Genomic DNA, 23659 nt, shown 5'->3' on the forward strand with positions numbered 1-23659 from the left:
CGCTCCCGAGTGCCGCTATTGATTTCTTCATGTGTCATCCATTCATAGTGCTGATAAAAATACGAGGTGTGGCGGAGCCCCTTATTCTGAACTCTTGTGGATACCCAACACTGGACTATCCCGAAGCTGAATTTGGGCTACGCCAAAGGCGTAGATAAATTCGTTGAGGTTGCTCAATATATTAGGAATTATAACCTGAATCGTATTGGGCTGGGGGGAAACGGCTGGGGAAATGAGAGGCACATAGCGTGCTCACTGGTGTTTTCTGGTAGGGACATGGTTTATTCTGAGTGGTCAGGTGCATTTTAATGTGATTGATTTTCGTGCGGTGGTTCTTGTAGCGCAGTTCTGAAAAAATGCGATTTATTTTTAAGGAACACCCAGCAACGCCGTATGGGGTTAAGTGCTCTCATGTGGCAGAAGAGGCATGCTCTGTGGGGGTTCCGTCGTCGTATCGTATCGTTAATGGTGGATAGTGCATGGTATTGGCAGCCGCGTCCGATCGATCATTTGACTGAGACGCGGTAGCCGCAGCGGCTCCTGGTTATGGAGGTTTCTATGTCCCTTCCAGTTGGTGCATTTACTGCTGCGGCGCCCGGGATCCAGCGCCGTTTGCGGAAAATAAGTAAATATCCGCGCGAGCCGCGGGTGTTCTCGCAAGCGAAGCTCTTTGTTCTGAGTGGGGTAATATGTACGTTTCCTCCGCTTATGGGCTTGGTTTTTGTTTTGACTACCGATGAGGTTCCTGATCCCGTCGATAAAATCTTGTTTCTCGTTTTGATTTCGACAGTAATTATTATGGGCCTTTTGTATTTGATGCATGGTTTCTAGCGGCGTTTCGGTGTAGATGATCAAAAAGTATGGTCGCGGTTTGGATCTGTTTTCTACCGAGAGATTTATTTCTCGAAAATAACACGGGTGACCTTCGCGGGAGTATCTTTCGGAGTCTTTGCTAACGGTAAGAAGCTGCTTGCTTTGGGGATCAATCGCTTTGATTACACCCTGGCATGCTTGCGGATCCTGGAGGAGATGCGGATCCGGCGCTTCACGGCTGGGAAAAACGAGCCTCATGATCCGCGGTGGCCAGAAGCATGGCAGGAAATGCGTAATCGGTTGGCGGCCAAAGCGTACCGGAACCACCAAAGCTACTATGATTCACGCCCTGCTGAATTGCAGGAGCTCAACGCATTGGCGGTAGGGCGTTACCCCGCGGGCTCCTAACACACCTCGGAAAGCTCGATCAGTGCTTGGAGTTCAGTCGGGTGGCTGTGGAAGTACTTTTGGTGGTTGCGATAGGTTTCCGCGGCTAGTTCGTAACGTAGGTTTTGTGCGGCTTCGGGCCAGCGCGGGTCGTGCGGTTCAACATTGTTGACGGTGAAACGGCGGTACTTGAGTTCCTCAAGGATCCGTAGGTAGGCAAGAGTGTAATCGAAAACATCTTTGGAGAGGGGGAGATGGGTGCCGTTCCCATAAACTTTCCAGCCGTCGTTGCCGGCGGTCGTGATACTGGATGCGGCGTTGTAGCGGGGATTGTGTAGCTCCCGTTGCGAAGCCGGCTGCGAAAGAGAAAGATGCGGACATTGGTATCCGTCCTTTTTGAGTACGTAAGTAATTAGCGGCCCTGGGCGAGAGCGGTGAGCTCGTGAAGCTCGGCTGGGTGGTTGTCGTAGTAGTTCTGGTGGTTGCCGTATGCTTCCGCGGCCAGAGCATTGCGTAGTTCCTGTGCGGCTTCGGGCCAGCGTGGGTCGTGCGGGGCGACGTCGCCCACCGTAAAACGGCGGTACTTCAGCTCTTCAAGGATCCGCAAGTAGGCCAGGGTGTAGTCGAAGCGGTTGATTGCTATTCCGAGGAACTTGTTTTGCCTGTTGTAGAGGCGAAAACCTAGGTTGTCGAACGTGATTCGGGTGATATCCGAGAAGTAGATCTCGCGGTAGAACACGGGGGTGAAACGGGACCAAAGTTTTTCGTTATCGACGCCGAACCGGCGTGCTAATCCCATCCAGAGGAACCAGAGGAACGGAATTATTGCGATGGAGCATAAGATAATTCCCAGGGTGGCATCCTCGGGGCGGCTGGCCTCGTCACTGGTTGCTAGGGCAATGACCGTTAGTCCGAGGAGAAAGGCGCTGATTCCACCGACCGGAAGGAAGATTTTCGCCTGTGAAAAGACTCGCGGTTCACGCGGGTACGTGCTCATCTTCCGGAGTCGCCGCTGAATGGTTGGTGCCGCAGCGCCCGCGGTGAAACTAGCGAGAGGCCCGATATAGCTACTCAAAAGAAAACCTCCAGGGTGGTATTGATGAAAGAGGAAGGACGCGATAGAAATTAAAGTTTCGTGTGGGCGGTAACCCTCGAAGGTTCCACCCACACGAAACTACAAGGAACCGTATGTACGAGGCGTAGCGTATCGTTACTTTAACGCCTTGACGGACTCAGCCAACGACTTGATGTGCTTGCGGGCGTGGGACGCCGAGTTAAATTCACCATCACCGTCCAGAAGATCCGCTCCAATAGCTTCGATATTCTTGAATTCTTTTGGTGCGAATTCTGTCAGGAACTTACCTCCCTTCTGGCGTAAAACGTTCCGGGCGTTTGACATGCCTGGCGAGGTTGGAATCTGGTTCACTCCCTTGATTCGCAAGGCACCACCCGTGAGTTGCGCACCGGTAACCGTTACCATGCGTTCGGCGAGATCTTCTTCGCTGAAGTTTGGATTGAAGTTTCCTGTCTTGACGTAATCCTTAAACAGCGAGTCTCCGACCCAATTCGTAGCTTCCTTAGAATAATCAGAAGTCACACTTTTAACGATATCAACGCCGATTCCTTGTGCTCTTGAGAGATCTGTTGAGATCTTGATCGGTACACGTGGCTTACCTTTGAACATGTTCCCGATATTCTTAATTCGTTGCGGGATATGGCTAACCTGCCCTTTCACCCAGTTGACACCTTTCAGAAGTTTGGTCGTTACGTGTGATGCACCGGCGCCAAGTCCGCCGCCGATGCCGCCGCTAACCCCGCCGAGAACTGTCTGGTAAATGACTTCTCCCCAGCTGAAATTGTCGTGATTGAAAAGATCCTGGCTAATCATTGAGGATCCTCCGCCGATAAGTGCTCCGGATCCGGCACCTATCGCCGCTCCGTAGCCAACAACGGTGAGAAGTCCAGCTCCTGCGGGAGCTCCGATGCCGGAACAGAGAAGAGCGATGCCGGCGCCTACCGCAACCACGCCAACAACTGTTTTCCAATGGACTTTTACCCAGTCGACAGTTGCGTTGAACGCTCCCTTGAGCCAGTTCCCTGCGTTCTTAAGGAAGTTGCCGACCGGTTTGAGGATTTTCTCCTGGAAAGTCATACGTCCAACGTGACGTATCAGAGTAACGCGGTCCATAATGGAGCGCAATCCCTTGAGCATGCTTCCGAAGAAACTATCGGTTGCAGGGGTCAGCCCGAGTGGGTCCATGAGCGCGAGTGGGTTATTCGCGCCATAGTTATACGGATTAGTCTGGTACGAACTCCCCACTGGTGCCGGGAGGGGGTCCGGGGACAAGAACGCCTGAGTGGCCGGGTCATACAGGCGCTCACCCATCCACTCCATACCGCCAACACGCAACGACCCAGTCCCGAGCACGTCAACACCCTCAGGTAAATGCTCACTCAAACCAGCCACGGTGCTTGGGCTAGCGAACGGAGACATCGGGTCCGTGCCCCGCCCGGCCCGCCAGCTCGCATCATACCGAGTTTGAACACCTTGCCCGCTAAGCATCACACCACCAGGAAGAGACATGAACGGGCTACCATTCATCGCCCCGACTGTGGGGATAGGAGACGCATAATCCCACTCAAGACGAGTCTCATCCCCGAAACTGATCGGGTTACCCAATCCGTCCAGAGTGATAGTCAGCTCGCGTTCACGGCCATCAACCACGTCAGTAATACCCGCCAGGCTCCCACCCGCGCTCCAACGCAACCGCCGTGCAAGCTTCCCATCCACGGTCTGGCTAACCCGATATCCATCCGCGTCATAGCCGTAAACCGTCTGACTCGTGCCTTCCGGGCTAGTGTGGCGACGCTCGACGAGCTGACTCGCCCGATCATAGGTGTATTCACTGACTGTCTCACCGTCGGTGAAGCGGATAATACGAGCAGCCTCGTCATACTCCCACGTCTTCTTTACGCCACTGGTTGAGATAGCAGCAGTAAGCTGGCCATCCCCACCATACTCATAAGAGACTTTCTCACTCCCGGTGGTTATCGCAATAACACGACCCCACGAATCATGCTCAACACGGGTAGTTTCCTTCACGCCATCACGAGTATGCGTATGGTGAGAGACGAAACCATCCCTATAGGCCCACTGGTGGGTATCTTCACCGGCAACCATGTGGGTGACTCGGCCCATCGGATCGTAACCAAAGCGGACCGTATCCAGGTCCGGATGCGTGATTGTGGCAAGATTCCCAACCGCATCATAGCCATAACGATAAGTTGCCCCACCAGCCGGGGTATAAGAGGTCCGCTCCCCATCCTTCCCGTACGTCCAGGTAGAACACCGTGCCACCCCTGCCACCGTACTGTTCTGGGAAACCAGACGGCCTAAGCGATCATAGGTGAACACATACCGATTCTCCTCACCATCGGTGAGAGTAAGGGTCCGGTCCTCATAATCAAGTTCGGAACGGAAGACTTCCCGGCCATCGATACGAGCCCGGCTCACCATGCCATCCTCGTGCTCGAAACTCGTCACGGTCCCATCAGCACTCGTGCGGGAGAGTGGGTTGCCGAGCTTGTCATAGGCCACCGATACACTACGCCCGAGCGGGTCAGTGACCGAGAGGAGGTTATCCACACTGTCATACACGCGCTCGGTGATCCCGCCACCCGGGTCAACCACCCGTACCAGGCGGTTACGCACATCGTATTCATAACGCGTGATACCACCCAGGCCGTTACGCACCGAGATAAGATTCCCCGCCGCGTCGTACCGGAAATAACGGACACCGGTGAGGATATCCCGCGAATAAGCCACCCGCCCACACACGTCATACCGGAACTCGGAGGTACCCCGCCCGGCTACCTTAGCCCGCAGCAACCTCCCACACGAGTCATACTCGAAACTAGAACGCTCCCCAGCAGTATTCACCGTGGCAACCACACGCCCGTCGGCATCGTATTCGAAACGTGTCTCGCCTTCCGGGGTGGTGAGCACATCCAGACGCCCGGAAGACCCATACGTGTAGTCAGTAGTTTTCCCACCCGGACTCGTCATCCGCACCACACGCCCGGCTGCGTCATAATCCAGGGTTGTCAAAGCGCCTTCAGCGTCCAACATTTCCGTGACATTACCCCGAATATCGTAGGTAACCACGGAGGCGTTCTTCGCGGTGTCATAACTAGCCACCGGACGTCCGAACTCATCGAACTGCACAACCGCACCATGACCATGGCTATCAACTGCGGTAGCGGTACGCTCTTTGGAATCCGTAACCGTCCGGGTAGTAACCCCAGCCGGGTCAATCACCGTAGAGAGATCCCCCACCGCGTCATATTCAAACTTCCACGCATGCCCCACCGGGTCAGCGATCTGCTTCAAACGCGAGAGAGCATCAAAAACAAAAGTGAACTCATCCCCGTCCGGCATAGTGATGGAACGCAGATTACCCAAGTCGTCCACATCGTTACTCAAGGCATGGCCTAGCGGGTCAATAATCTTTTCCACCCGGCCATCAACCTCGCTGTACACCAGCGTCATTTTCGCCCCGCCCGGATCGGTCACCACAACCGGACGCCCATAAGCATCGTAATCAATCGTGGTGGTGGCCCCATCCGGATCAACACGGCGAGCCAGGGTGCCATCCGTGTTATAAACAAGCCGGGTAGCAAAACCAAGCGGCGTGACCATCTCAACCACGCGCCCCGCGCTATCACGTTCCATCCGATAGGTATTGCCCAACGCGTCAGCGAAAGAAGTAATCTCACCGGTATCGTTATAGCCAATAGTCTGGAATACTCCCGTCGGGTCCGTGGCTCTCACCAAGAGCCCGTTCTCCCACTCCATCGTGGTGATACCACCGGCCGCATCAACAAAACGACTCGGATTACGACTCTCACCCTCATACTCATAGCGGGCCACCAGGCCAGTAGGCCCCACCGCCTCAACCAAGCGATCCAGACCATCATAAGTGGCGGTTAATTCCCCACCAGCAGGGGAAACCGTGCGGACCAAGTGCCCACGCTCATCATAAAAATGCGTGGTGACCTTATTATCCCGATCCCGGGACCGCAACAAGTTCCCGTGCCGGTCATAAGACATGGTCTGGCGGTTACCGTCAGAATCCCGGGCGGCGATAGTACGACCCCGACTATCAGCCACCCACGTATTCGAACGCGAACCATCAGCATCACTGACCACCGTGACCCGGCCCGGTAGATAAGCAAAACGAGTATCCCGGCCGTGCTCAGAGGTTTGCCTGACCACGCGAGCTGCGTCGTCGTAAATATTCACGCACTCAACCACGCCAGTTGCCGCAACCACACGCGCAACCAACCCCGCATCATCAATCTCATAACGCCGGGTACCATGCGGGCCACTCGCGCCCACCAAATGCTCGCCCTCGTAATGGTATTCGAAACGGGTACCATCCCAGCCGCGGGCCACAACCACCCGGCCATCCAGGTACTCCATCTCGATACGCCGGCCACGCTCACTGACCAAAGCCGTAACCAGGCCTTTACGGTCGCGCTCGGCGCGCACTCCGAAACCTTCACGCCCGCACACCTCAAGCCAAACACCAGCGCGGGTGAAGACCCAACGCTGGCCAGTATTATCCGAAACTTCCCAGCCCAGCACTCCTTCGCTATCGCCAGGCACGATAACCGCGCGGACCCAGAAGTTTTCTCCCTCAGCACGCACCACACCCGAACCAGGCCCGAACCGCTTACCATCCACCGCGAAGTAGATATGCTGGCCATCCTCACGCATCCACACCAGGTAATCCGCACGCTCTACCAGACACTGGTCAAGAACGCTCGTCCACCCCGTCCCGAAAACACCCCGCACGGGAGCATCATCCGCGCCCGCGCGCTGCATATGAGCCAGAATCGAGTTGTATACCCGCGACAAGCCACCCACCTGGAAACCCGCAGGGAAACTAATATCCAACTCCGGCTCCAGGAAATTACCCGTCGCACTATTAACCGGATCAGACACCAAAGCAGAATTAACAACCTGACCAGTCAAAACCGGCCACGCCACCCCAATAGCCTTACGCCCCGCATCCACACCAGCATCATCAAGCACCGCATCGATATACGAATCCAGCAAAGTAAGCACCGGACCACCCTCGCCGGCTTCCTTGAAGGCCTGGCGTACCACATCAATCCACTCGGCATCGTTATCGTTATTGCGAATGTAATCATTGATGCCCCACGCGATGCTTTCCCCACCGCTGAGATTTCCGAACTTCCAGCCGCCCACAAAGGAACTGACGGCAGTCTGCAAGGCACGCGGATGGCTTTCAAGAGTGTCATGCGCTGAACGGGCCGCTAGTACGTATTCGTACAGGTTCGCGGGGTAGCAGGAGGAACGCCCGCCTGAGCCGCCCCCACCGCTGCCCGGCATGGGGGTGTCGTGTTGGGGTAAGGAAGGTTGATCGATGGAACGCGCCGGCGGGGTACCCGGGTAACGCGCACTCGGAGGGATGAGGAGTGGTTCGTTAGCCAGCCACAACGGTATGAGCTCCGGGTTAATGGGCCGCCGCGCGAGCCAGCGGTTGTGGTCCGCTTCCCAGGCGTTGAAGATATCGATCATCTTCTGTTCGGCCCGCGCGGCTTCTTCCAGTTCGGTAACGCCCGATTCCAGCGCCTGCAAAGACGCGACCAGCATCTCTTTATCCGCGCGCTGGATATCCATATTCTGCGCGTACAAATCCGCGAACCGCCCGGCGAAGTCAATTTGTGCGTAGGCGATGCCGCCGTTGAGAGTGGTCTGGGCGGTGTTCAGCGCCTCAATCGCGTTGTTGATGGCGCTCTTTAAATTGCTCGCGAGACCGGCTTCGAAACCGGTATATACGTTGGGTCTTGGCATGGGAACTACCTATCGTTATGAGTCGACATCCGGGCTGGGCAAGCTGTGTTTCGCGCGCTCAGTGTGAGCGCCTCGCGGGGCACGTGACGGTGTGCTGTGGTGGCGAGGCGAGACAGTGCGGGCGATGAAGAAGTCATAGAGAAGAAATGAAATACAAGGAAACGCAAGATCCGGGCGGTTCGCCGCGTGGGTGACACGCAAATGCGGTGAACCGCCCGGATTGCGCGTAAATCGGACTGGTGGTGGTGTGGTGCTTACTCGCCGCCGCCGGCGGTGAAGATATTGGTCGAGATCTGGTCGAGCTGGTTACGCAGATCCTCGAGTTCCTGCTTGGCCTTGTCCAGAGCCGACTTGGTCTGCGGCCACACATCACCACGGAACTGCTGAGCGAGCGGACCATCCCACACATTCGCATCCGAGAGGATCTGCCCCTGGGTATCAAGCTGCGAAATTTGATCGGTCAGCCCACCGTTAATAATGGACTGCATCTGCTGAATGGCCTGCTTGGCTTCACTGGATGTAAGAACACGAGCCATGATTGGTCTCCTTATTGGGTAGAGAAGAGTTCTGACAGTGCCGACAGGGCGACATTGTCATGTCTAGCCATCGACGCCTTCGACGCTACTGACCCCGGGTAAATACTCCGTAACGTGAAATATTACAAATTGATAACAATTGCGAGGATGGTGGTGGGCTTGCGTTAACCTTGCGGAGGGCTTGACTGCGTTGCGGTGCAATATACGACGACGGCGCCTTTCCGGCCGTGCGGGAACGTAAAGCGAAGGTGAATCCGCATAGTATGTGCCCCCAAGGTAAATAAAAACCAAACTCCCGGGAAACGGCTTTCTGGCGCGGTTTAAGCCACGGAAATACGTCATTACATAGTGATAGGGTGTGGCCGTCATGCGCTCACCACACTACGAAAGGCGCCCAATGTTCCCTGTCCGCAACTTTGTGAAGCGATGCCGGCCAGCGCTTCTGGCTCTGGCGGTTCCCGCTCTGGCCGTAGCCGGAGTGGCGGTGGCCGTCCCGGCTCAGGCCGACCCTGGAGTTGTCACGATCCAGGTGGGTAGCGACGGAGCCATTACGGCCATGGCCGGCGGCGATGGCCACCGTATTGATCCTGCAGCAGCCGGTGGGGAGCTCCCCATCCGGGTGGTGACCTCCTACACCTTTAACGGGGTCACCACCTCGGATGCCAGCAGTGTTGCCGGCGCTACCGGCCCGGTCCGCATCGATGTCACTGTGCAAAATATCACAGGGAAATTGGAGCGGGTGAACGCGGATATTGACGGACGCGCGGTTAGTCACGAGGTCCTGGTGGCCACCCCGATGTCGGTTGCTGCCGGTGTGGAATTGCCCGGAATTGCCCCCGAAGCTGTTCGGACTCCCCAGGCCGGCGATGAAGGTAGAGCAACCAACGGCGTCGTCGCCGTTAATGACCGCGGTACCACCACGGTGCAGTGGGCTGGACTCACCGGAGTAGGGTCCACCACCTCGCTCCTGCATTTCACGCTGGTTGTTGAGGCACAGGATTTCGTCACGCCCGTTATTAATATTGCGACGCAGCCCGGCTTCGGTATCAACCCGGATTCGCGCAAGCAACGTGAGGAAACACTGCTCGTTTCCCAAACGATCCGTACCCTGCAAGAATCTGCGGATATCCTCGCGGATTCGGGGACCGCCCTTGAAGATGCGCGTGCCATGCTCGCCAATGCGGGCGGTTCCATTGGTTCGCGCACCATCCGGGATTTGGAGATGTCACGCGGGCGCATCGAGAATTCGGCGCAGTCCGTCTCATCCACGCTGGAGAGCCTGGAATCGCGCCTCAATAGCCTCTTCGTCAGCACGGGCTCCACCATGTCAAGTTCGCTGGCGGAAACAACTGCCACTGTGCGCACCCTCTTGGGAAACCCGGATGCTCCCCGGCCGCGTATCGATATCAACCCCGATACCTGCGAAATCAACTTCGGTCTGGAAGAAGACCTGCCGGCTACGCCGAGCCCGGCGGTTCCCACCCCGACGGCTCCCAGCCCGGGAGAGGGGCCGAGCGCGCCGGCATCCCCGACCCCCTCGCCTTCTGCTTCTGCGGGTACGGGTGCCGCGCCGTCGCCGTGGCCCACCCTCCCGAACGGGGATCCCAGCCCCAGGCCAACGGCAAGCTCCATCCCCATGGCCACGCTTTCGCCGGCGCCCAAGCCCAGCGGCCCGGCGGTGGGCGATGACCTGCCCACCGTCACCAACCCGGAAGAAGTGATTCCGGCCGGTGGGGTGTACGGGGTTATCAACGGCCTCTCCGCCCGTCTGGAAGCGTTGAGTGCCACCACCACCCGCTGCCAGGAACATATTCTTTCCGATCTGGACAGCATCCTCGGGCCGCAAAATCCCTCCCCGGAAGACTGCGCGAATCCGGCTGTTGCCACCACTTTGACCTGCACGGTTCTCAGCGCCCACCACGATTTGAATGAGCTGAGCAACCAGGTGCGTGCCGAAGGTGAAGAGTTGGTCACCCAGCTGCGTGGCGGCTCTCAGCACAAGAACCTGGATACGGTTGAGCAATTGGATGGTGCGCTGCGCAGCGTGAATACCCTCGCGAAAGACCTCCAGATCTACCAGCATGAGGGCCGCTTGCCGCAGCCGGAACCCATGCCCGGGCTTTCTCCCAGCTTGCCGCCGCGTCCGGGAACCGAGCCTTCCGGCTCGCCCGAACCCAGCGCGGTGCCGGAACCGAGCGCGGGAATTGAACCTTCTGCTTCGCCTGAACCTAGCACGGCACCCAGCGCGGGTGCTCCCCACGAGATTCCGCCCGAAACGGTAGATTCCAGCGCGCCCATGACGCCCTATATTGACGAACTCAAGAAGCGTTTCGATGCCGCGCTCAAACTCGTGGATACCCTGGATAAGGAATTCGCGCGGGTGAATGCGGAAGCTGGGAAGGCTTTTGAACGCAACCAGGCTCAGGATAAGCGCCTCACCGAGATCACGGAATCCATGTGTATTGACGCGGGCCTGACCCGTGAGGTTGGTGCCGAGGAGCCGATCGCCAATCCCAAGCTCGATAAAAAGGCCGTGCGGGAGGTTGTTCGCGATCTCACCGGCGCCGAATGCCCGCATACCGCGGGAATGATCGGTAATCGTGCGGGCAAATACCGCCAATCCGTGCGTTTCCTCGGGCAGGAAACTCGCGGTCACATCACCTCGATTATGGAGGCAACCCAATCTCTGAGCGGAGCGAATCAGCCGGAAGCTATTGCCGGGCTCGCGCAGCTACGCGAGAGCCTCACGCAATCCCAGCAAATCCTCAAGGATCTGGATGCCGAGCGTGCGCGCCTCGATGATCAGCGCAAGGATCGCACCGCGCAACTCGCGCAGATGGTTGATGAACTCAATAAGAACATCGCTACCACCGTTGATATTTACGCGGATTTGGCCCCGCTGGCCCGTGACGTGGTGGGTGAATTGGATGCCTTTGCCGCGGAACTGGACGGTTTCGTTGGAAAATCGAAGACCCGCACCGATGAAACGGGCACTACGAATCGTGACCGCCTCTACAGCGGGGTTTCCACCGCGCGGGACCGCACCGAACGTTCCTCCAGCGCGATTTTCGATAGCGTGTCCAACCAGCTAACGGTCTTCTCCGAGAACCTGCGCAATACCGGCTCCAGCGCGGTGCGGAGCACCACCGGTCTGATTACGGAGGCAAATAACACCCTGGACGCGGAAACCCGCCAGCTCATGGATGAGAACAGCGCAACCGTGAGCACAACCAGCCGCAACGCGGTCACCAATTCGGATGCCGTGTCCGCGCTCATTATGCAGGACCTCGTCAACGTGCTCGCGGATATCGGGACCAATACCCCCGGTGGCGGCGGCCTACTCGGAGCCATGAAAACCTCCGAAGGCCACCTTGGAATTGCCGATGCCAAGCTCAGTGATTCCACCGCGACCACCACAACCATTCAATCCGGGTACCGTTCGGCCCTCGGGGCGGATGCCTTCGGGGCCGCGCGCCTGCGCGCCTCCCTGGCCCGCCTCGAACAGCTGCCCACGCTCCCGGCATCCGGCAACGCGGAAATTGGGATGTACTCCTTCCACGTCATTCCTACCGAGGAGGAAAAGTGAGCGAATCCGCTAAGCACTCCGAGGCCCAAACTCAATCCTCCGGGGCCTACCCGGCGGGCGGCGAACCCGCTCGTGATAAGCGCCGCACCGCACTTGGCATTCTGGCCGCTCTGCTGCTGCTCGCCCTCCTCGCGGCCCTGATCTGGTTCTTCCGGTACCAATCGGAAAAGGCGCGGACGGCCAGCGCCCCCGACTTCGAGGCTTTCCCGCCGGCATCCGTGGAGCTCGCCGTGGAGAATGTGCCCGAAGGGCTCAAGCTCGGCGTCGTCGTATCCTATACGGAAGACCTCACCCAGGGTCCGGGCTGGGACCTCAGCGGTGAAGGAGTGCGAGTGGCGCAATGGCGCCTCGCGCAGGGCGGCACCCAGGTAGAACTTGTGACCGTCTCCGATCAGGGTAGTGACGACGGCGCCCGCGCCGCCATCGCCGAATTATCCGATAGCGATGTTTCCGGGGTCATTGCCCTCACTACCGGTAGCCACACCCTGGCGCTCGCGAACGCGGCCGCCGATGCCGGGCTCCCCATTATCTTCCCCTACCAGCTCCAGCCCTCCGCCGATGTTCCCGAGGGTGCGCATTACCAGCTACCCACCGCGGGTGGCTGGATCACCGGGCTGACCAACCAGCTCGGTGACCTCCAGTGTTCCACCGTGGTTTCGGTGGGCGGGGAGCTCGCCAACGGGGTGCGGGGCGTGCGCGGGGTCGACGCTCATATCGGCCTGGCCGAACCGGCCACCGTGAGTGCCCAGGTGCTGGAAGCCACCCTGGGGCGGCCCAATCCCTGCGTGGTTATTGACGCTCCGGCATCCACGATCGCCCAGCAGATCACCGGCTTGCGCGGGGCGCGATACGACGGCCCGATCCTCGTGGGACCGGAAGCTTTCAACGGCGTACTCAGCATGGGCCTCACCGACGCACGCACCCCGATTGCCGGTATCTACAGCTACGGATTCCCCACCCCGGGCGGGGTATCCCTCACCTCACCGGATGCCAGCGGGTTGCCGGCAGGTGGTTTCCTCCAGGCTGTGGAAGTGATGCGCACCAACGGCGCGCTTCTCTCCCTGCGGGATGACACCGAGTTCAGCGAGCGCTGGCAGTACGCGGACGGCCTGAGTCACGATGCGGTTCTCAGCTTCGTGGCCGCGGCCGCGGTGGCCAACTCCACCGACCCGGCCAAAATCATGCAGGCCCTCACCACCCCCGAAGCCCGCGAAGCTGCGGTATCGGGAACCGAACGGGTGGCGCGCTGCGGCGCGGGAAGTGGGGGTAGCACGGGTGGCGGCGCCGCTAGCGGCGGGAGCGGTGGCAGCGCCGCGGGAAGCGCAAGTGGAGGTCCGTGCCCGGTGCAAGCAGCCATCGTGGACGGGCGCATCGAATGGATTTCCTCTGAGGGTGCCCACTAAGGAACGCCTCGAAGAAAAGCGGAGCGGGCCGCCCGCATCACCCCAGGTGCGGCCCCTGAAGGTAAAGGCACAGCGGAAAACGATATGCGTATTGTCATTAGGAGCGATCACTCGGATCGGTTGTTTTCTCTGACAAACGTGACAGAAGAAACGCGCCTTGGGGATATCCTCGACGGCGCCGACCTCGACCGGCGCGAATGGGCCACCGTGTGGGTGGACGGCGTGGCGGTCACCCCCTCAACCACCCTGGCCCGCGCCGGGGTGCACGAGGGAAGCGTCATTTCCGCAGTCGAACCGGAGCGTCCCACCGAGGAATGGGGCTTCATCATCACGGCGGGACCGGATACCGGGCGCTATATCTCCCTTCCCGCGGGCCGCGCTCTGCGCATCGGCCGCAGCCCGCAAGCCGATATCCACCTGGATTCCCCTACGGTTTCGTGGTCGCACTGCCTCGTGGAAGTGCGCGAGGACGGCCTGTGGGTCAGTGACGATAACTCCTCGAACGGCACCATTCTGGACGGCGCGGCCCTGAAAGGGGAGGAAGGCGCCACCGAATTGCATCCCGGGGACGTGATCGGCATCGGGGCCTTCTACCTCGAAGCGGTCCAGCGTGATGAGGATACTTCGCAACAGAACGACGACGCCGCTCACGGCGTGCTCACCGCCGTGTCCACGGTCGCTTTTAACCGGCCCCCGCGCCGAGCTCTGCCCGCCCACCCCAAACAGCTCGAAGTACCGGAAAAGAAAATGCCGGAAAAACCCGGCCGGCTCTCCTGGGCCGCGATTCTGGCTCCGATTTTCATGGCCGTGGTGCTCGTGGCGGTGCTCGGTTCTTTCCGCTTCGCCCTCATCGCGCTTTTCTCCCCGGTGATCGCTATCGGTTCTTTTATTGAACAGAAGCGCCGCTCCAAGAAAAGCAAAATCGAAGAAGAAGAAAAGTTCGTGGCGGCGCTCCAGGATTTTACCGTGGATATCGGTAAAGCCGCCCTGGTGGAACGTTCCCGGATGCGGGCCCAAACACCCTACCAGCACGAGCTGGCTGAACAAGCCCGGTGTGGCGGGCCACGCCTATGGCAGGTGCGTTCCGACCACTTCGATTTCGGCAGCGCCCAGATTGGTACCGGGCCGGTTCCCTTCGAGGTTCCCCTCGACAACGCCAGCACTAAACCTGAGCCGCGGGTACGCGAGGTCCTCGACCTGGCCCGCATCCCCGCCGCCCCGGTCCGGGTGGATTTCACCAAGGGCCCGGTAGGTATCTGGGGTGAGCGTGACGAGGCTGTGGCCTTGGCGCGTTCCCTGGTGACTCAGCTGGCCACCCTCTCCGGGCCGGCCGATATGACGATCGCGGTTGCTACGGACCGGGCTCGCTCCGAACACTGGCGCTGGTGCGCCTGGCTGCCCCATACTCGCGTGGGCGGCGCTAACCCGAATAATCGCTATCTTGCTTTCGAACGCACCCCGGCACAAAGCATGCTGCGCGGCCTACGCGATGGCCTCAACGGCTTGCCTTCCGCCTCCCTCTTCCTCGTTATAGATGATGTGGCACTCCTGGAAGGCCGGGATTGCCCGGCACGTGACCTCCTCGCTTACCGCGGGGAAGATGTGCCCGTCTCCCAGAAAGCCAAAGAAGTCAGCGGTATCGTGCTGGCCACCCGCCCCGAACAGCTCCCCGCTTCCTGCCATAGTGTTATCGAGGCGAAACCCGGGGCGGAGCTGACTTTGAGTATCCCCTCCGAGGATGTCACCATCGAACATATTGCCGGGGCGGTATCCACAGAGCCGCGCCTGGAAGAATGGGCGCGTTCCCTCTCCCTTTTCGACGATCCGGAAGTGCGCGATGCCGGCGCGGCCCTTCCTCCCCTTGTTCATCTTCTCGGGCTGCTCGGGCTTTCCCGCGATATGACCAGCGCGGATATCACCCAGCTGTGGCAGAACAACAGGGGATTCCGTTTCCCGCTGGGTGTATCCGAAGATGGGACATACTGGCTGGATATGGTTCGGGATGGCCCGCACGGCCTTGTAGGTGGTACCACCGGTTCGGGTAAATCAGAGATGCTGCGCACCATGGTGGCCGGGCTTGCCGCCCGGGTAGATCCTCAGCACCTCACTTTTATCCTGGTTGATTTCAAGGGCGGGGCGGCTTTCGCCACCCTCGACCAGCTTCCGCATACCATCGGAACTCTCTCGAACCTGGAGCCTTCCCTGGCCTACCGCGCCTTGCGTGCCCTGGAAGCTGAGATGCTCTACCGCCAGCAGTGCTTCGCGGCTGCGGGGGAAGGGGTGGACAACCTCGATAACTACTTGGCGACGAACCCCAGTGAGCCCATGCCGCGCATTCTCGTCGTCGTCGACGAATTCGCTCAGCTCGCGAAAGAGTACCCGGACGTGCTCTCCTCCCTGGTCTCTATCGGCGCGGTGGGGCGTACCCTCGGTGTGCATATGGTGCTCGCTACCCAGCGCCCGGCCGGCGTTGTCAATGATGATATCCTCGCGAATACCAATATGCGGGTGGCCTTGCGGGTGCAATCGCGCGATGATTCCTCGAATGTTATCGGGGTGCCGCACGCCTCCAGTATCGGCCGCGAACAGCGCGGGCGTGCCTATATCAAACTCGGGGAAGAAGATATTCACCCCATACAAACCGCGCTCGTGACGGGTATAAGCGACGCAGCCCAATCCACCGATCTTCACGTGGACGAAATTGAGTTGGGCGGGCCGTTACCCGATCACACCGTGGCCCGCGCCGGGAATGAAGAATCCGACGTCGATCTTCTTATCCGCGCCATTCAAGAAGCCCACCGCGCCGCGGGCTTCGGTACCCCGCGCCCCGTCTGGCCCGAACCGCTAGGTGAACGGGTGGATCTGCTCCTCGATACCGATACCCCGCGCGAAGGCGTGGCCAATATTCGCGTGAGCGCGGGCGGGGATACCGTAGCCGTGGCCCTCGCTGATGATCCCAGCCACCAGTGCCAAATTCCGGCCGGCTGGCGGCCCGCGGAAGGTAATCTCATGCTCGCCGGCATCCCCGGTTCGGGAACAACGACGACGCTGCAATCCCTCGCCCTCGTGATCGCTGCAACATCCGACCCGGCCACCACGGATTTCCTGTACCTTGACCTGGGCGGGCGCGGCCTGGAACCCCTCCACGACCTGCCCCATTCCATTGGTTATGCCGGGCCGGGCAAAGCCAATCGTGAACTCCAGCAGCGCCTGCTACGCTACCTGCGCACCGAATACGATAAGCGCACCACGGACCCGGGCGAATATTCCGATGTCTACGTTTTTATCGATTCTTTCGCCACTCTGCGTGAAGAATACGATGATGCGGAAGGCGTGGAACTTCTCGAGGGGCTCTACCAGGTATGGGGCAAGGGGCCGGGCGTGGGCATCCATATGGTGGGTGCCACCTCGCGTCTCAAGGCAATTCCTGCGGCGGTGGATGAAGTCACCACCCAGAAATGGCTCTACCGCTTGGCCGACTCGTATGACTACTCCCTGGTGGGAGTCTCACGCGATAATATTCCCGCCCAGGTTCCGGGCCGTTACGTGGATGCGATCACGAAACTCCACGGGCATGTGGCCACCATTCCCACCCCGCTGGACCGGGCTATTGCCACGGTGACAGCGCGCTGGCAGCCGGTGGAGAAAACCACCGTGGTGGCGCGCCTGAGCGATGACCTGCGGGTATCCGATCTGAGCACCACCGCGCAGCTAACGGGGGAGCCCTGGATTATCCCGGTCGGAGTGGAAGAAGCCACCCTGCACGACTACTGCCTGGAAGCCTACGCCGGGGAACATATGCTCATTTCCGGCCCGGCGCGCAGCGGGAAAAGCTCGGTACTCCTGGGTATCGCCACGAAGATGGCCGGCGATGCCCGGGCCGTCGGTAGCCCCTTGCGAATCATCGGCCTGGCTTCGCGCCGCTCCCCGCTGCACGGTAGCGATGTCCTCGATAATGTTTATGATCACGAGGATGTTCCCTCCGCGGTGGCGGAAGCCGGTCTGGGCACCACGCCCACTATTCTTGTGATCGACGACGCGCACCAGATCACAGAAGGGGAAGATGCCCTCAAGGATCTCCTCGCCACCACCAACCAGCAGTTCCTCATTATCGCGGCCGGCCGTAATGATGACCTGCGTTCCGCCTACGGCAAATGGACGGCTACCTTGCGTAAATCGCGATTAGGGATTCTGCTCCACCCGAACCGCGATTACGATGGCGACCTCCTGGGCGTGCGCCTCCCGCGGCGCTCCCCGGTCAAAATGACTGCCGGGCGCGGCTACGCCTGCGAAGGCGGCACCGCAACCCTCATCCAAGCAGTGACCGTGCGGGATGACGCATGAGTACCGCATTTGATTTCGGAGCTTCCTACCGTGCCCTCGCCCCCATCGGTCGCGGTGCCTCCGGAGTGGTGTACGAGGGGGAGCGCAAGGATGACGGCACTCGCGTTGCTATTAAATTCCTGCGCGACGAATACGTGGGTGACCCGGAGATTCTGCGGCGCTTCATTACCGAACGCTCCGTCCTCACCCAGCTCAGCCACCCCCATATCGTTGGGGTGCATGACCTGGTGGCCGACGGCGGCAAACTCGGCATCGTTATGGAGTACGCGCCCGGCCCCAACCTGCGCGAATACCTTGCCGAGCACGGCCCCTTAGCGCCCGAAGACGCCCTGGATCTCACCCGTCAGGTGGTTGAAGCATTGCAGAGCGCACACGCGGAGGGCGTCGTCCATCGCGATATTAAACCGGACAATATTATTTTGACCGCGCTCGCGCCAGCCGTGGAGAGCGCGCCGGAAGGAGCCGCCACAGCAGACAAAAACACGTTGCTTTCGGGCCGAAAAAAACTACGCGGGCGCGCCGAAGCGGAGAACCTTTTCAACGTCAAAGTAACAGACTTTGGTATTGCCGCGATTATCGGTACCGGCTCGAAAACTACGAGCATCGTGGGAACCCCGGATTATATGGCTCCGGAACTCATCGCGCAGGCGCGCGCCACCCCGAGCGTGGATATGTACGCGGTGGGCATCATGCTCTACGAGATGCTCACCGGGCGCACTCCCTTCGGTGGGGAGGGTCTCAACCCTTTCACTATTGCGCATCGCCACCTCACGGAGAAAATTGCTCCATTGGCCGGCCTGGAAGAAAATACCGCAGCTCTTCTTGATGAGCTGGTGGGGAAGAACCCGGATACCCGGCCGGATGCCGCGCAGGTGCTCAGCAGATTGCCGGTCTGCCTGGAAGCAACTGCCGGCCAAGCCCCTCTGGAGATCAATACCTCCGCACCGGCCTTTTATCCAGCCACCATGCTGGACGGTGCTTTCAGTGCGGCCGCGCTTGCTCGTGAGGCGCTCGGTTCGGCTAATGATACTGAGAAAGAGGCGCCAGCCCGCCCCGCCGTCGTCCTTTCCCGTGAGAGTTTAGGGGAGCTCGATGCTGCGCCGTCGGCCACCATTATTAGTTCCGGCGCGGCACTGGACCTTAACTATGTACCCGCGCCTGTGGTTGAACGCGAGCCGAGCTTCCGGGAAAAAACCGGGAGTTTTATACGCGAGCACTGGATTCTCGTGACGCTGGGTGTCGTGACGCTCCTCGCGGCGATTGCCGGGGTGGTGTGGATGCTGTGGCCGCAGGTGGAAAGTGCCGATACCACTCCTACCGAACCGATCCAGGCGCGGTTGGAGGATCACCCGCTTCCCTCCGGGCTGTCGATTGTGCGCGAGGCGAAGTGGAATCCGCAACGCCAGGTTATTGACTACACCGTCACCTATAAAACCGCGAAAAGTCCGATTGCGGGCACTATGCTGGAGGTGATTCCCGCCCCGCAACCCAAGGATGAAGGTGGGGATACCGCTAAGAAGCAGGCTGGCAAGCAGAACGCGACGGGCATGGGCGGGGCAGCGGCACCGCAATGCGCCGACGTGGTGTGGGATCGCGCCGGTAAACCTCATTCCAATGCCACGACCTCGCTCACGGCCCGCTGCGCCTGGACCGTGGAGGCTCCTACCATTACGGTGGGCCAGCCGGTGACCATTACCGCCACGGTGAGCTCGTATCACGTTCCTGAAGACGAACAGGAACTTTCGCGGTGGCTCACCGAGATCAGCGAGGCAACCGCGAAAGCCGCCGGGGACGAAACAGCTACCTCCACCGCCTATCCGCTCCAGCGCCTACGCTCCGTCAAGGTCACGGTACCCCCGCGGATCCAGCAGGGGCAGCCGATTCCCATCAGCATTATCGGGGTGTGGCCCAATGGTGAGAACGTGACGACGCCGCTCTACACCAGCCCCGCCAGCGGTGCCCCGACGAGTATCCTCTCCGACCTCACCGGCGGGGACACCGGGAATCTGCGCTTCACTGATCGCTGTTCCGGGGCGGTGACTATCAGTTCGGATGGCCACGCGGTTTCCGCGCTCTACCCGGCTCAATGCGAAATCGGTGCCGTTGTCGGTAATTTCGATGCCACTCCCGGCACCATCGCCATTACCGGCGCGGGCTCGTAGCAATCCGAAGCGGCATCGTAGGGGAGGTGGGCGCGGGCCCGTAGCGGCAGACGGATTTCGGGTCCGCTTTAGCCGTGGAGACGCCGCCCCACCGCGAGTGCTAATCCGGCTCCGCCCAGCAGCGCCGCGAGTGCCAGGCCCGCAGCAGAGCTCGCTCCGGTGCGTTGCAACGAGGTTGGGCGCGGCGTGCTTACCGAAGGCGGTGCGCTGGGAACGCTCGGAGTGCTCGGGACCGTGGGAGTGCTGATAATAGCCGGCGCGGTGGGTGTAGGCGGCGCGGGCGTGGACGGCGTCGGGCTGGGAACGCTCCGGTCGCTAGGCTCCGGTTCCGGCGAAGATGACGGTTCCGGGGACGCAGATGGTTCTGGCTCCGAGGAAGTCGAGGGTTCCGGTGATGGATCGGGTGGCGTAGACGGCTCCGGCGAAGACGACGGCTCCGGCGAAGGCTCCGGGGACGGCTGCTCGCATAGCGTGATCACCGCGGCGGCTTGATCGCAACCGTCCTCCCCAATGCCGCTGAGGTCATACGTGACCGCGGGATTGGCGTAGAGAGCATAGGTGTAGGCGTACCAATCGCCCGCACCCAACGCGCCCTCAATATCGGTCCCGATAAGATCGCTGCGCCCGCTTTCCTTCGTGGCGACGCACTGCGGCGAACCGGTCAACCCGGCATCCGTCACCCGTTCGCGCGCAGCCGCATTGACCGCAGGGTCACTGAGCGAATATGTGGGTAGATCACCCATGCGGCCCCACTCAAATTCCTGTAGGCTCTGGCAGCCCTCGAGATACGATCCGGGACCGCCACCTTCCTGGGAACATTTCCACAGCTTATTTGTGGCTCGCACCGGAAGCACGGTCACCTCCGATTGCACCGCCACGTCACCTTCCACCCGGAGCGTGTAGACGCCCGGGCCTCGCAGTCCGAAAGAATATTCGTCGTACAGAGCCATATTCCCGACCACGCCGTCGTAGGCCTGGTACGACGGCGGATCTGTGGACACGGCTCTATCGGCCTTCATATGCCACACACCCAGATTCATATCCTCGAAATCCGGCCCGATATGGGGATACCAGGGGAAAGTTTCGGGATCCCGGCCGGGGTTGAGCTCGGGATCGACAATGACCGCGCCTTCCTCACCCCGGCGTACTTCCCAGATGGGCAACTCCTGATTCACGGGAACGGTGGGAACCGTCCAGCGCTTCTCCCAATCGAAATCAGGTTGCGTCAGGCGGGCCTCGAGAGCGGCATGGTCTGGAACACTGGTGACCGTCAATGTGACGTTCTTCAGCACCGTCGGGACGAAAACAGCCACGCCCTGCGCGCTCTGGACATGATCAGAAGATCCCAGGAGACGGGCTACCTGAAGCGTGTAACTCACATGGGCGACGTCGCCCACCTTCTCCACGCAGGTATCCCCGCCGCGGCAATTCACCCCGCCACCGGTAGGATTCACGACGTTTCCGATAACGGTGCGGCTCGGATCAGGGCCTCCCGCTTTCGCGGTGGCGGGAAGGAAAATGCCGGCGCCGGCCAGCGCGGCGGCAAGGGCGAGACGCCCCCAGGCACATGCGTGATTAGCCATGGGTACCCCCGTGGAAATTATGTTCTCAATGCGGCTTCAGCTATGACACCGTATTGAGAAAAGGCGTGATATGCGGGTGGGAATCCCGCACTTAGTTTCATACTACGCCGTAGTAAATTAAAATGTGCGGGTTCCTAGGGCAGGCGCCAATCCACCGGACTGGCACCCTGCTCGGCCAGAAGTGCATTGGCCCGCGAGAAAGGCTTGGAGCCGAAGAAACCGCGCGAAGCGGAAAGTGGCGAGGGGTGCGGACTGGCGATGACCGGGGTGTCTCCCAGCAGCGGGCGCAGCTCCTGAGCATTGCGGCCCCACAAAATTGCTACGAGCGGTTTCCCGCGCGCCGCGAGAGTGCGGATCGCGTGATCGGTGACCTTCTCCCAGCCGCGCCCGCGATGGGAATTGGCGTTATTGGGGGTCACGGTCAGCACTCTGTTGAGCAGCATCACACCCTGCTCGCACCACGGCGTGAGGTCACCGCTGCTGGGAAGCGGAGCTCCAACGTCGTCGTGCAATTCCCGAAAAATATTGACGAGCGAGCGCGGCGGGGCCACATTCGGTGCCACACTAAAAGAGAGCCCCACCGCATTACCGGGGGTGGGGTAAGGGTCCTGACCCACAATGAGAACTTTGACGGCATCCAGGGGATAGGTAAAAGCTCGCAGCACATTTTTGCCCGCGGGAAGATAGCCGCGCCCGGCCGCGTTCTCTTCGCGTAAGAACGTGCCCATCTCGTGAATGATAGGTTCAACAGGGGCGAGAGCCCGCGCCCAATCGGGGCTGATGATTTCGGAAAGAGGCTGCATAGTGTCAGAGTACCGGAGTGAGGAACCTCCTTTTGCGGGCGCGCCTTCGAGCGAGGGTAGCGGAGAAGCTGCCTGGGAGGATTTCCTGCGCGGTGCCGGGCCTGCCTTGCACGACGACGAGCTGCGCGTCCTCACCACGGAGATGCGCTGGCGGGCCGTGTACCGCACGAAAACTGAGGCAATTCGGGCCTTGGGCATGACTCCCACCCGCTACTACCTCATTCTGTCCGGCATCCTCAATAACCCGCGTGCTGAAGTGGAGTATCCGGATGTGGTGCGGGCTATTACCCGTTTGCGGGATCTGCGCGATAAGGAACGCGGCGGCCGCGGCGGAAAACAGCTAGGCTAGCCGTGTGGCAGGAAAGTACCCAGTAGACGAATTTGATATCGCGGCGCGCCAGCGCACAACCCGCGGGGCGCACCGTAAGCGCGAATCCTCGGTGAGGTGGTGGATCGCGCTTATCGCTATCCTCATTCTTGCCCCGGCTCTCGGGTACGGCATTGTCAAAATGAACCAGATTTCAGTAGCGCCACCCTCCCAGAAACCGAGCGTGAGTGCACCGGCCCAGTCCGCAACGCCAGCGCCCGAAGCGGGCACTGAAGGATCGGGCGCGGAAGGCAGCCCTGCTCCCGCTTCGGAGGCACCGGCGCCCGCGGAAGAAGCTTCACCATCAGCTTCCCCGACTCCGGCCGCTGCGGTGGATCACAACCGTTCCACCCTCATCCTCAACGCCTCCGGAATTTCCGGGTATGCCGCCGCCCACCAGCGCCAACTCACCGAAGCTGGCTTCACTACCACCTCGATCGGTAACTACCAGCACGCGGCGCCGGCGCACTCCCAGATTTTCTATCCGGCGGCCGCTGATCTACCCACTGTGGAAGCCATCGGTGCCGAATTGGGAATCACCGATTTCGTTGAAAACGCCAGCGCGAGCGGAGATAGCATCGTCGTCGTGCTGGCGGGAGATACCCGCGGCTAAAGAACCGCACGTCAAGATTCCCGGCTTCGCCAGCCGCTAAAACTTGAGCGCTTCCCACTCAAGTTTTCGGGACGCTCATCCGGAGCTAGGTGCGCGGAATTGCGGGCATATCGCGTTTTTCTGGCGGGTGGCTGCTGCGTCGTCGTACCTGAACCACAGCTTGCACTCACGCCTAGAGA

General features: G+C 60.2%; 13 protein-coding genes. 8 read left to right on the plus strand and 5 right to left on the minus strand.

Going from position 1 to position 23659, the window contains the following annotated elements:
• The first annotated feature begins 558 nt into the window (after positions 1-558).
• Together AC5RK6_RS03085 and AC5RK6_RS03090 are read left to right on the plus strand one after the other, a co-directional pair.
• Positions 559-831 carry a hypothetical protein gene (locus AC5RK6_RS03085; protein WP_435730923.1) on the plus strand — a complete coding sequence of 91 codons (273 nt, stop codon included), beginning with the start codon at positions 559-561 and terminating at the stop codon, positions 829-831.
• An 87-nt stretch (positions 832-918) separates the two neighbouring features.
• On the plus strand, positions 919-1221 hold the full coding sequence (locus AC5RK6_RS03090; protein WP_435730924.1) for a hypothetical protein: 303 nt from the start codon (positions 919-921) through the stop codon (positions 1219-1221).
• A 391-nt stretch (positions 1222-1612) separates the two neighbouring features.
• On the opposite strand, the gene AC5RK6_RS03095 is transcribed toward AC5RK6_RS03090, so the two are convergent.
• The 3 genes from AC5RK6_RS03095 to AC5RK6_RS03105 all read right to left on the minus strand — a co-directional run bounded on the left by AC5RK6_RS03095 (position 1613) and on the right by AC5RK6_RS03105 (position 8619).
• Positions 1613-2197 (minus strand): hypothetical protein, encoded by a 585-nt coding sequence (locus AC5RK6_RS03095; protein WP_435730925.1) that lies wholly within the window; start codon positions 2195-2197, stop codon positions 1613-1615.
• A gap of 213 nt (positions 2198-2410) precedes the next feature.
• On the minus strand, positions 2411-8083 hold the full coding sequence (locus AC5RK6_RS03100; RefSeq protein ID WP_435730926.1) for a DUF6531 domain-containing protein: 5673 nt from the start codon (positions 8081-8083) through the stop codon (positions 2411-2413).
• A 254-nt stretch (positions 8084-8337) separates the two neighbouring features.
• On the minus strand, positions 8338-8619 hold the full coding sequence (locus AC5RK6_RS03105; protein WP_394532643.1) for a hypothetical protein: 282 nt from the start codon (positions 8617-8619) through the stop codon (positions 8338-8340).
• A 418-nt stretch (positions 8620-9037) separates the two neighbouring features.
• On the opposite strand from AC5RK6_RS03105, the gene AC5RK6_RS03110 reads away from it, so the two are divergent.
• The 4 genes from AC5RK6_RS03110 to AC5RK6_RS03125 all read left to right on the plus strand — a co-directional run bounded on the left by AC5RK6_RS03110 (position 9038) and on the right by AC5RK6_RS03125 (position 20114).
• On the plus strand, positions 9038-12205 hold the full coding sequence (locus AC5RK6_RS03110) for a hypothetical protein (protein ID WP_493926361.1): 3168 nt from the start codon (positions 9038-9040) through the stop codon (positions 12203-12205).
• The gene (locus tag AC5RK6_RS03115) at positions 12202-13608 is read left to right on the plus strand and encodes an ABC transporter substrate-binding protein (protein ID WP_435730928.1); all 1407 of its coding nucleotides are present in this window, start codon (positions 12202-12204) and stop codon (positions 13606-13608) included. Before AC5RK6_RS03110 ends, AC5RK6_RS03115 begins: the two co-directional genes overlap by 4 nt.
• Before the next feature lie 138 nt (positions 13609-13746).
• The gene (locus AC5RK6_RS03120) at positions 13747-17952 is read left to right on the plus strand and encodes a type VII secretion EssC family protein (protein WP_435730929.1); all 4206 of its coding nucleotides are present in this window, start codon (positions 13747-13749) and stop codon (positions 17950-17952) included.
• Positions 17949-20114 carry a serine/threonine-protein kinase gene (locus tag AC5RK6_RS03125; protein ID WP_435730930.1) on the plus strand — a complete coding sequence of 722 codons (2166 nt, stop codon included), beginning with the start codon at positions 17949-17951 and terminating at the stop codon, positions 20112-20114. The genes AC5RK6_RS03120 and AC5RK6_RS03125 overlap by 4 nt, the downstream gene beginning before the upstream one ends.
• Positions 20115-20182: 68 nt before the next feature.
• On the opposite strand, the gene AC5RK6_RS03130 is transcribed toward AC5RK6_RS03125, so the two are convergent.
• Together AC5RK6_RS03130 and AC5RK6_RS03135 are read right to left on the minus strand one after the other, a co-directional pair.
• A complete protein-coding gene (locus AC5RK6_RS03130) occupies positions 20183-21697 on the minus strand; it encodes a hypothetical protein (RefSeq protein WP_435730931.1) in 1515 nt (504 codons plus the stop codon).
• A 134-nt stretch (positions 21698-21831) separates the two neighbouring features.
• Positions 21832-22500: a uracil-DNA glycosylase gene (locus AC5RK6_RS03135; protein WP_435730932.1), complete on the minus strand. Its 669-nt coding sequence runs from the start codon at positions 22498-22500 to the stop codon at positions 21832-21834.
• Position 22501: 1 nt separating this feature from the next.
• Here AC5RK6_RS03135 and AC5RK6_RS03140 point away from each other — a divergent pair, with 1 nt between their 5' ends.
• Together AC5RK6_RS03140 and AC5RK6_RS03145 are read left to right on the plus strand one after the other, a co-directional pair.
• Positions 22502-22849: a DUF3263 domain-containing protein gene (locus AC5RK6_RS03140; RefSeq protein ID WP_435730933.1), complete on the plus strand. Its 348-nt coding sequence runs from the start codon at positions 22502-22504 to the stop codon at positions 22847-22849.
• Between the two features lie 4 nt (positions 22850-22853).
• The gene (locus AC5RK6_RS03145; RefSeq protein WP_435730934.1) at positions 22854-23480 is read left to right on the plus strand and encodes a LytR C-terminal domain-containing protein; all 627 of its coding nucleotides are present in this window, start codon (positions 22854-22856) and stop codon (positions 23478-23480) included.
• Positions 23481-23659 lie beyond the last annotated feature (179 nt).

The sequence above is a fragment of the Actinotignum sp. usb-actsch-213 genome (assembly GCF_059085665.1).

What these genes read in the sequence shown, in the direction of transcription:
- AC5RK6_RS03105 (WP_394532643.1), bottom strand. Translation starts at nt 8,619, where the DNA reads ATGGCTCGTGTTCTTACATCCAGTGAAGCCAAGCAGGCCATTCAGCAG.
- AC5RK6_RS03085 (WP_435730923.1), top strand. Translation starts at nt 559, where the DNA reads ATGTCCCTTCCAGTTGGTGCATTTACTGCTGCGGCGCCCGGGATCCAG.
- AC5RK6_RS03095 (WP_435730925.1), bottom strand. Translation starts at nt 2,197, where the DNA reads ATGAGCACGTACCCGCGTGAACCGCGAGTCTTTTCACAGGCGAAAATC.
- AC5RK6_RS03135 (WP_435730932.1), bottom strand. Translation starts at nt 22,500, where the DNA reads ATGCAGCCTCTTTCCGAAATCATCAGCCCCGATTGGGCGCGGGCTCTC.
- AC5RK6_RS03125 (WP_435730930.1), top strand. Translation starts at nt 17,949, where the DNA reads ATGAGTACCGCATTTGATTTCGGAGCTTCCTACCGTGCCCTCGCCCCC.
- AC5RK6_RS03130 (WP_435730931.1), bottom strand. Translation starts at nt 21,697, where the DNA reads ATGGCTAATCACGCATGTGCCTGGGGGCGTCTCGCCCTTGCCGCCGCG.
- AC5RK6_RS03100 (WP_435730926.1), bottom strand. Translation starts at nt 8,083, where the DNA reads ATGCCAAGACCCAACGTATATACCGGTTTCGAAGCCGGTCTCGCGAGC.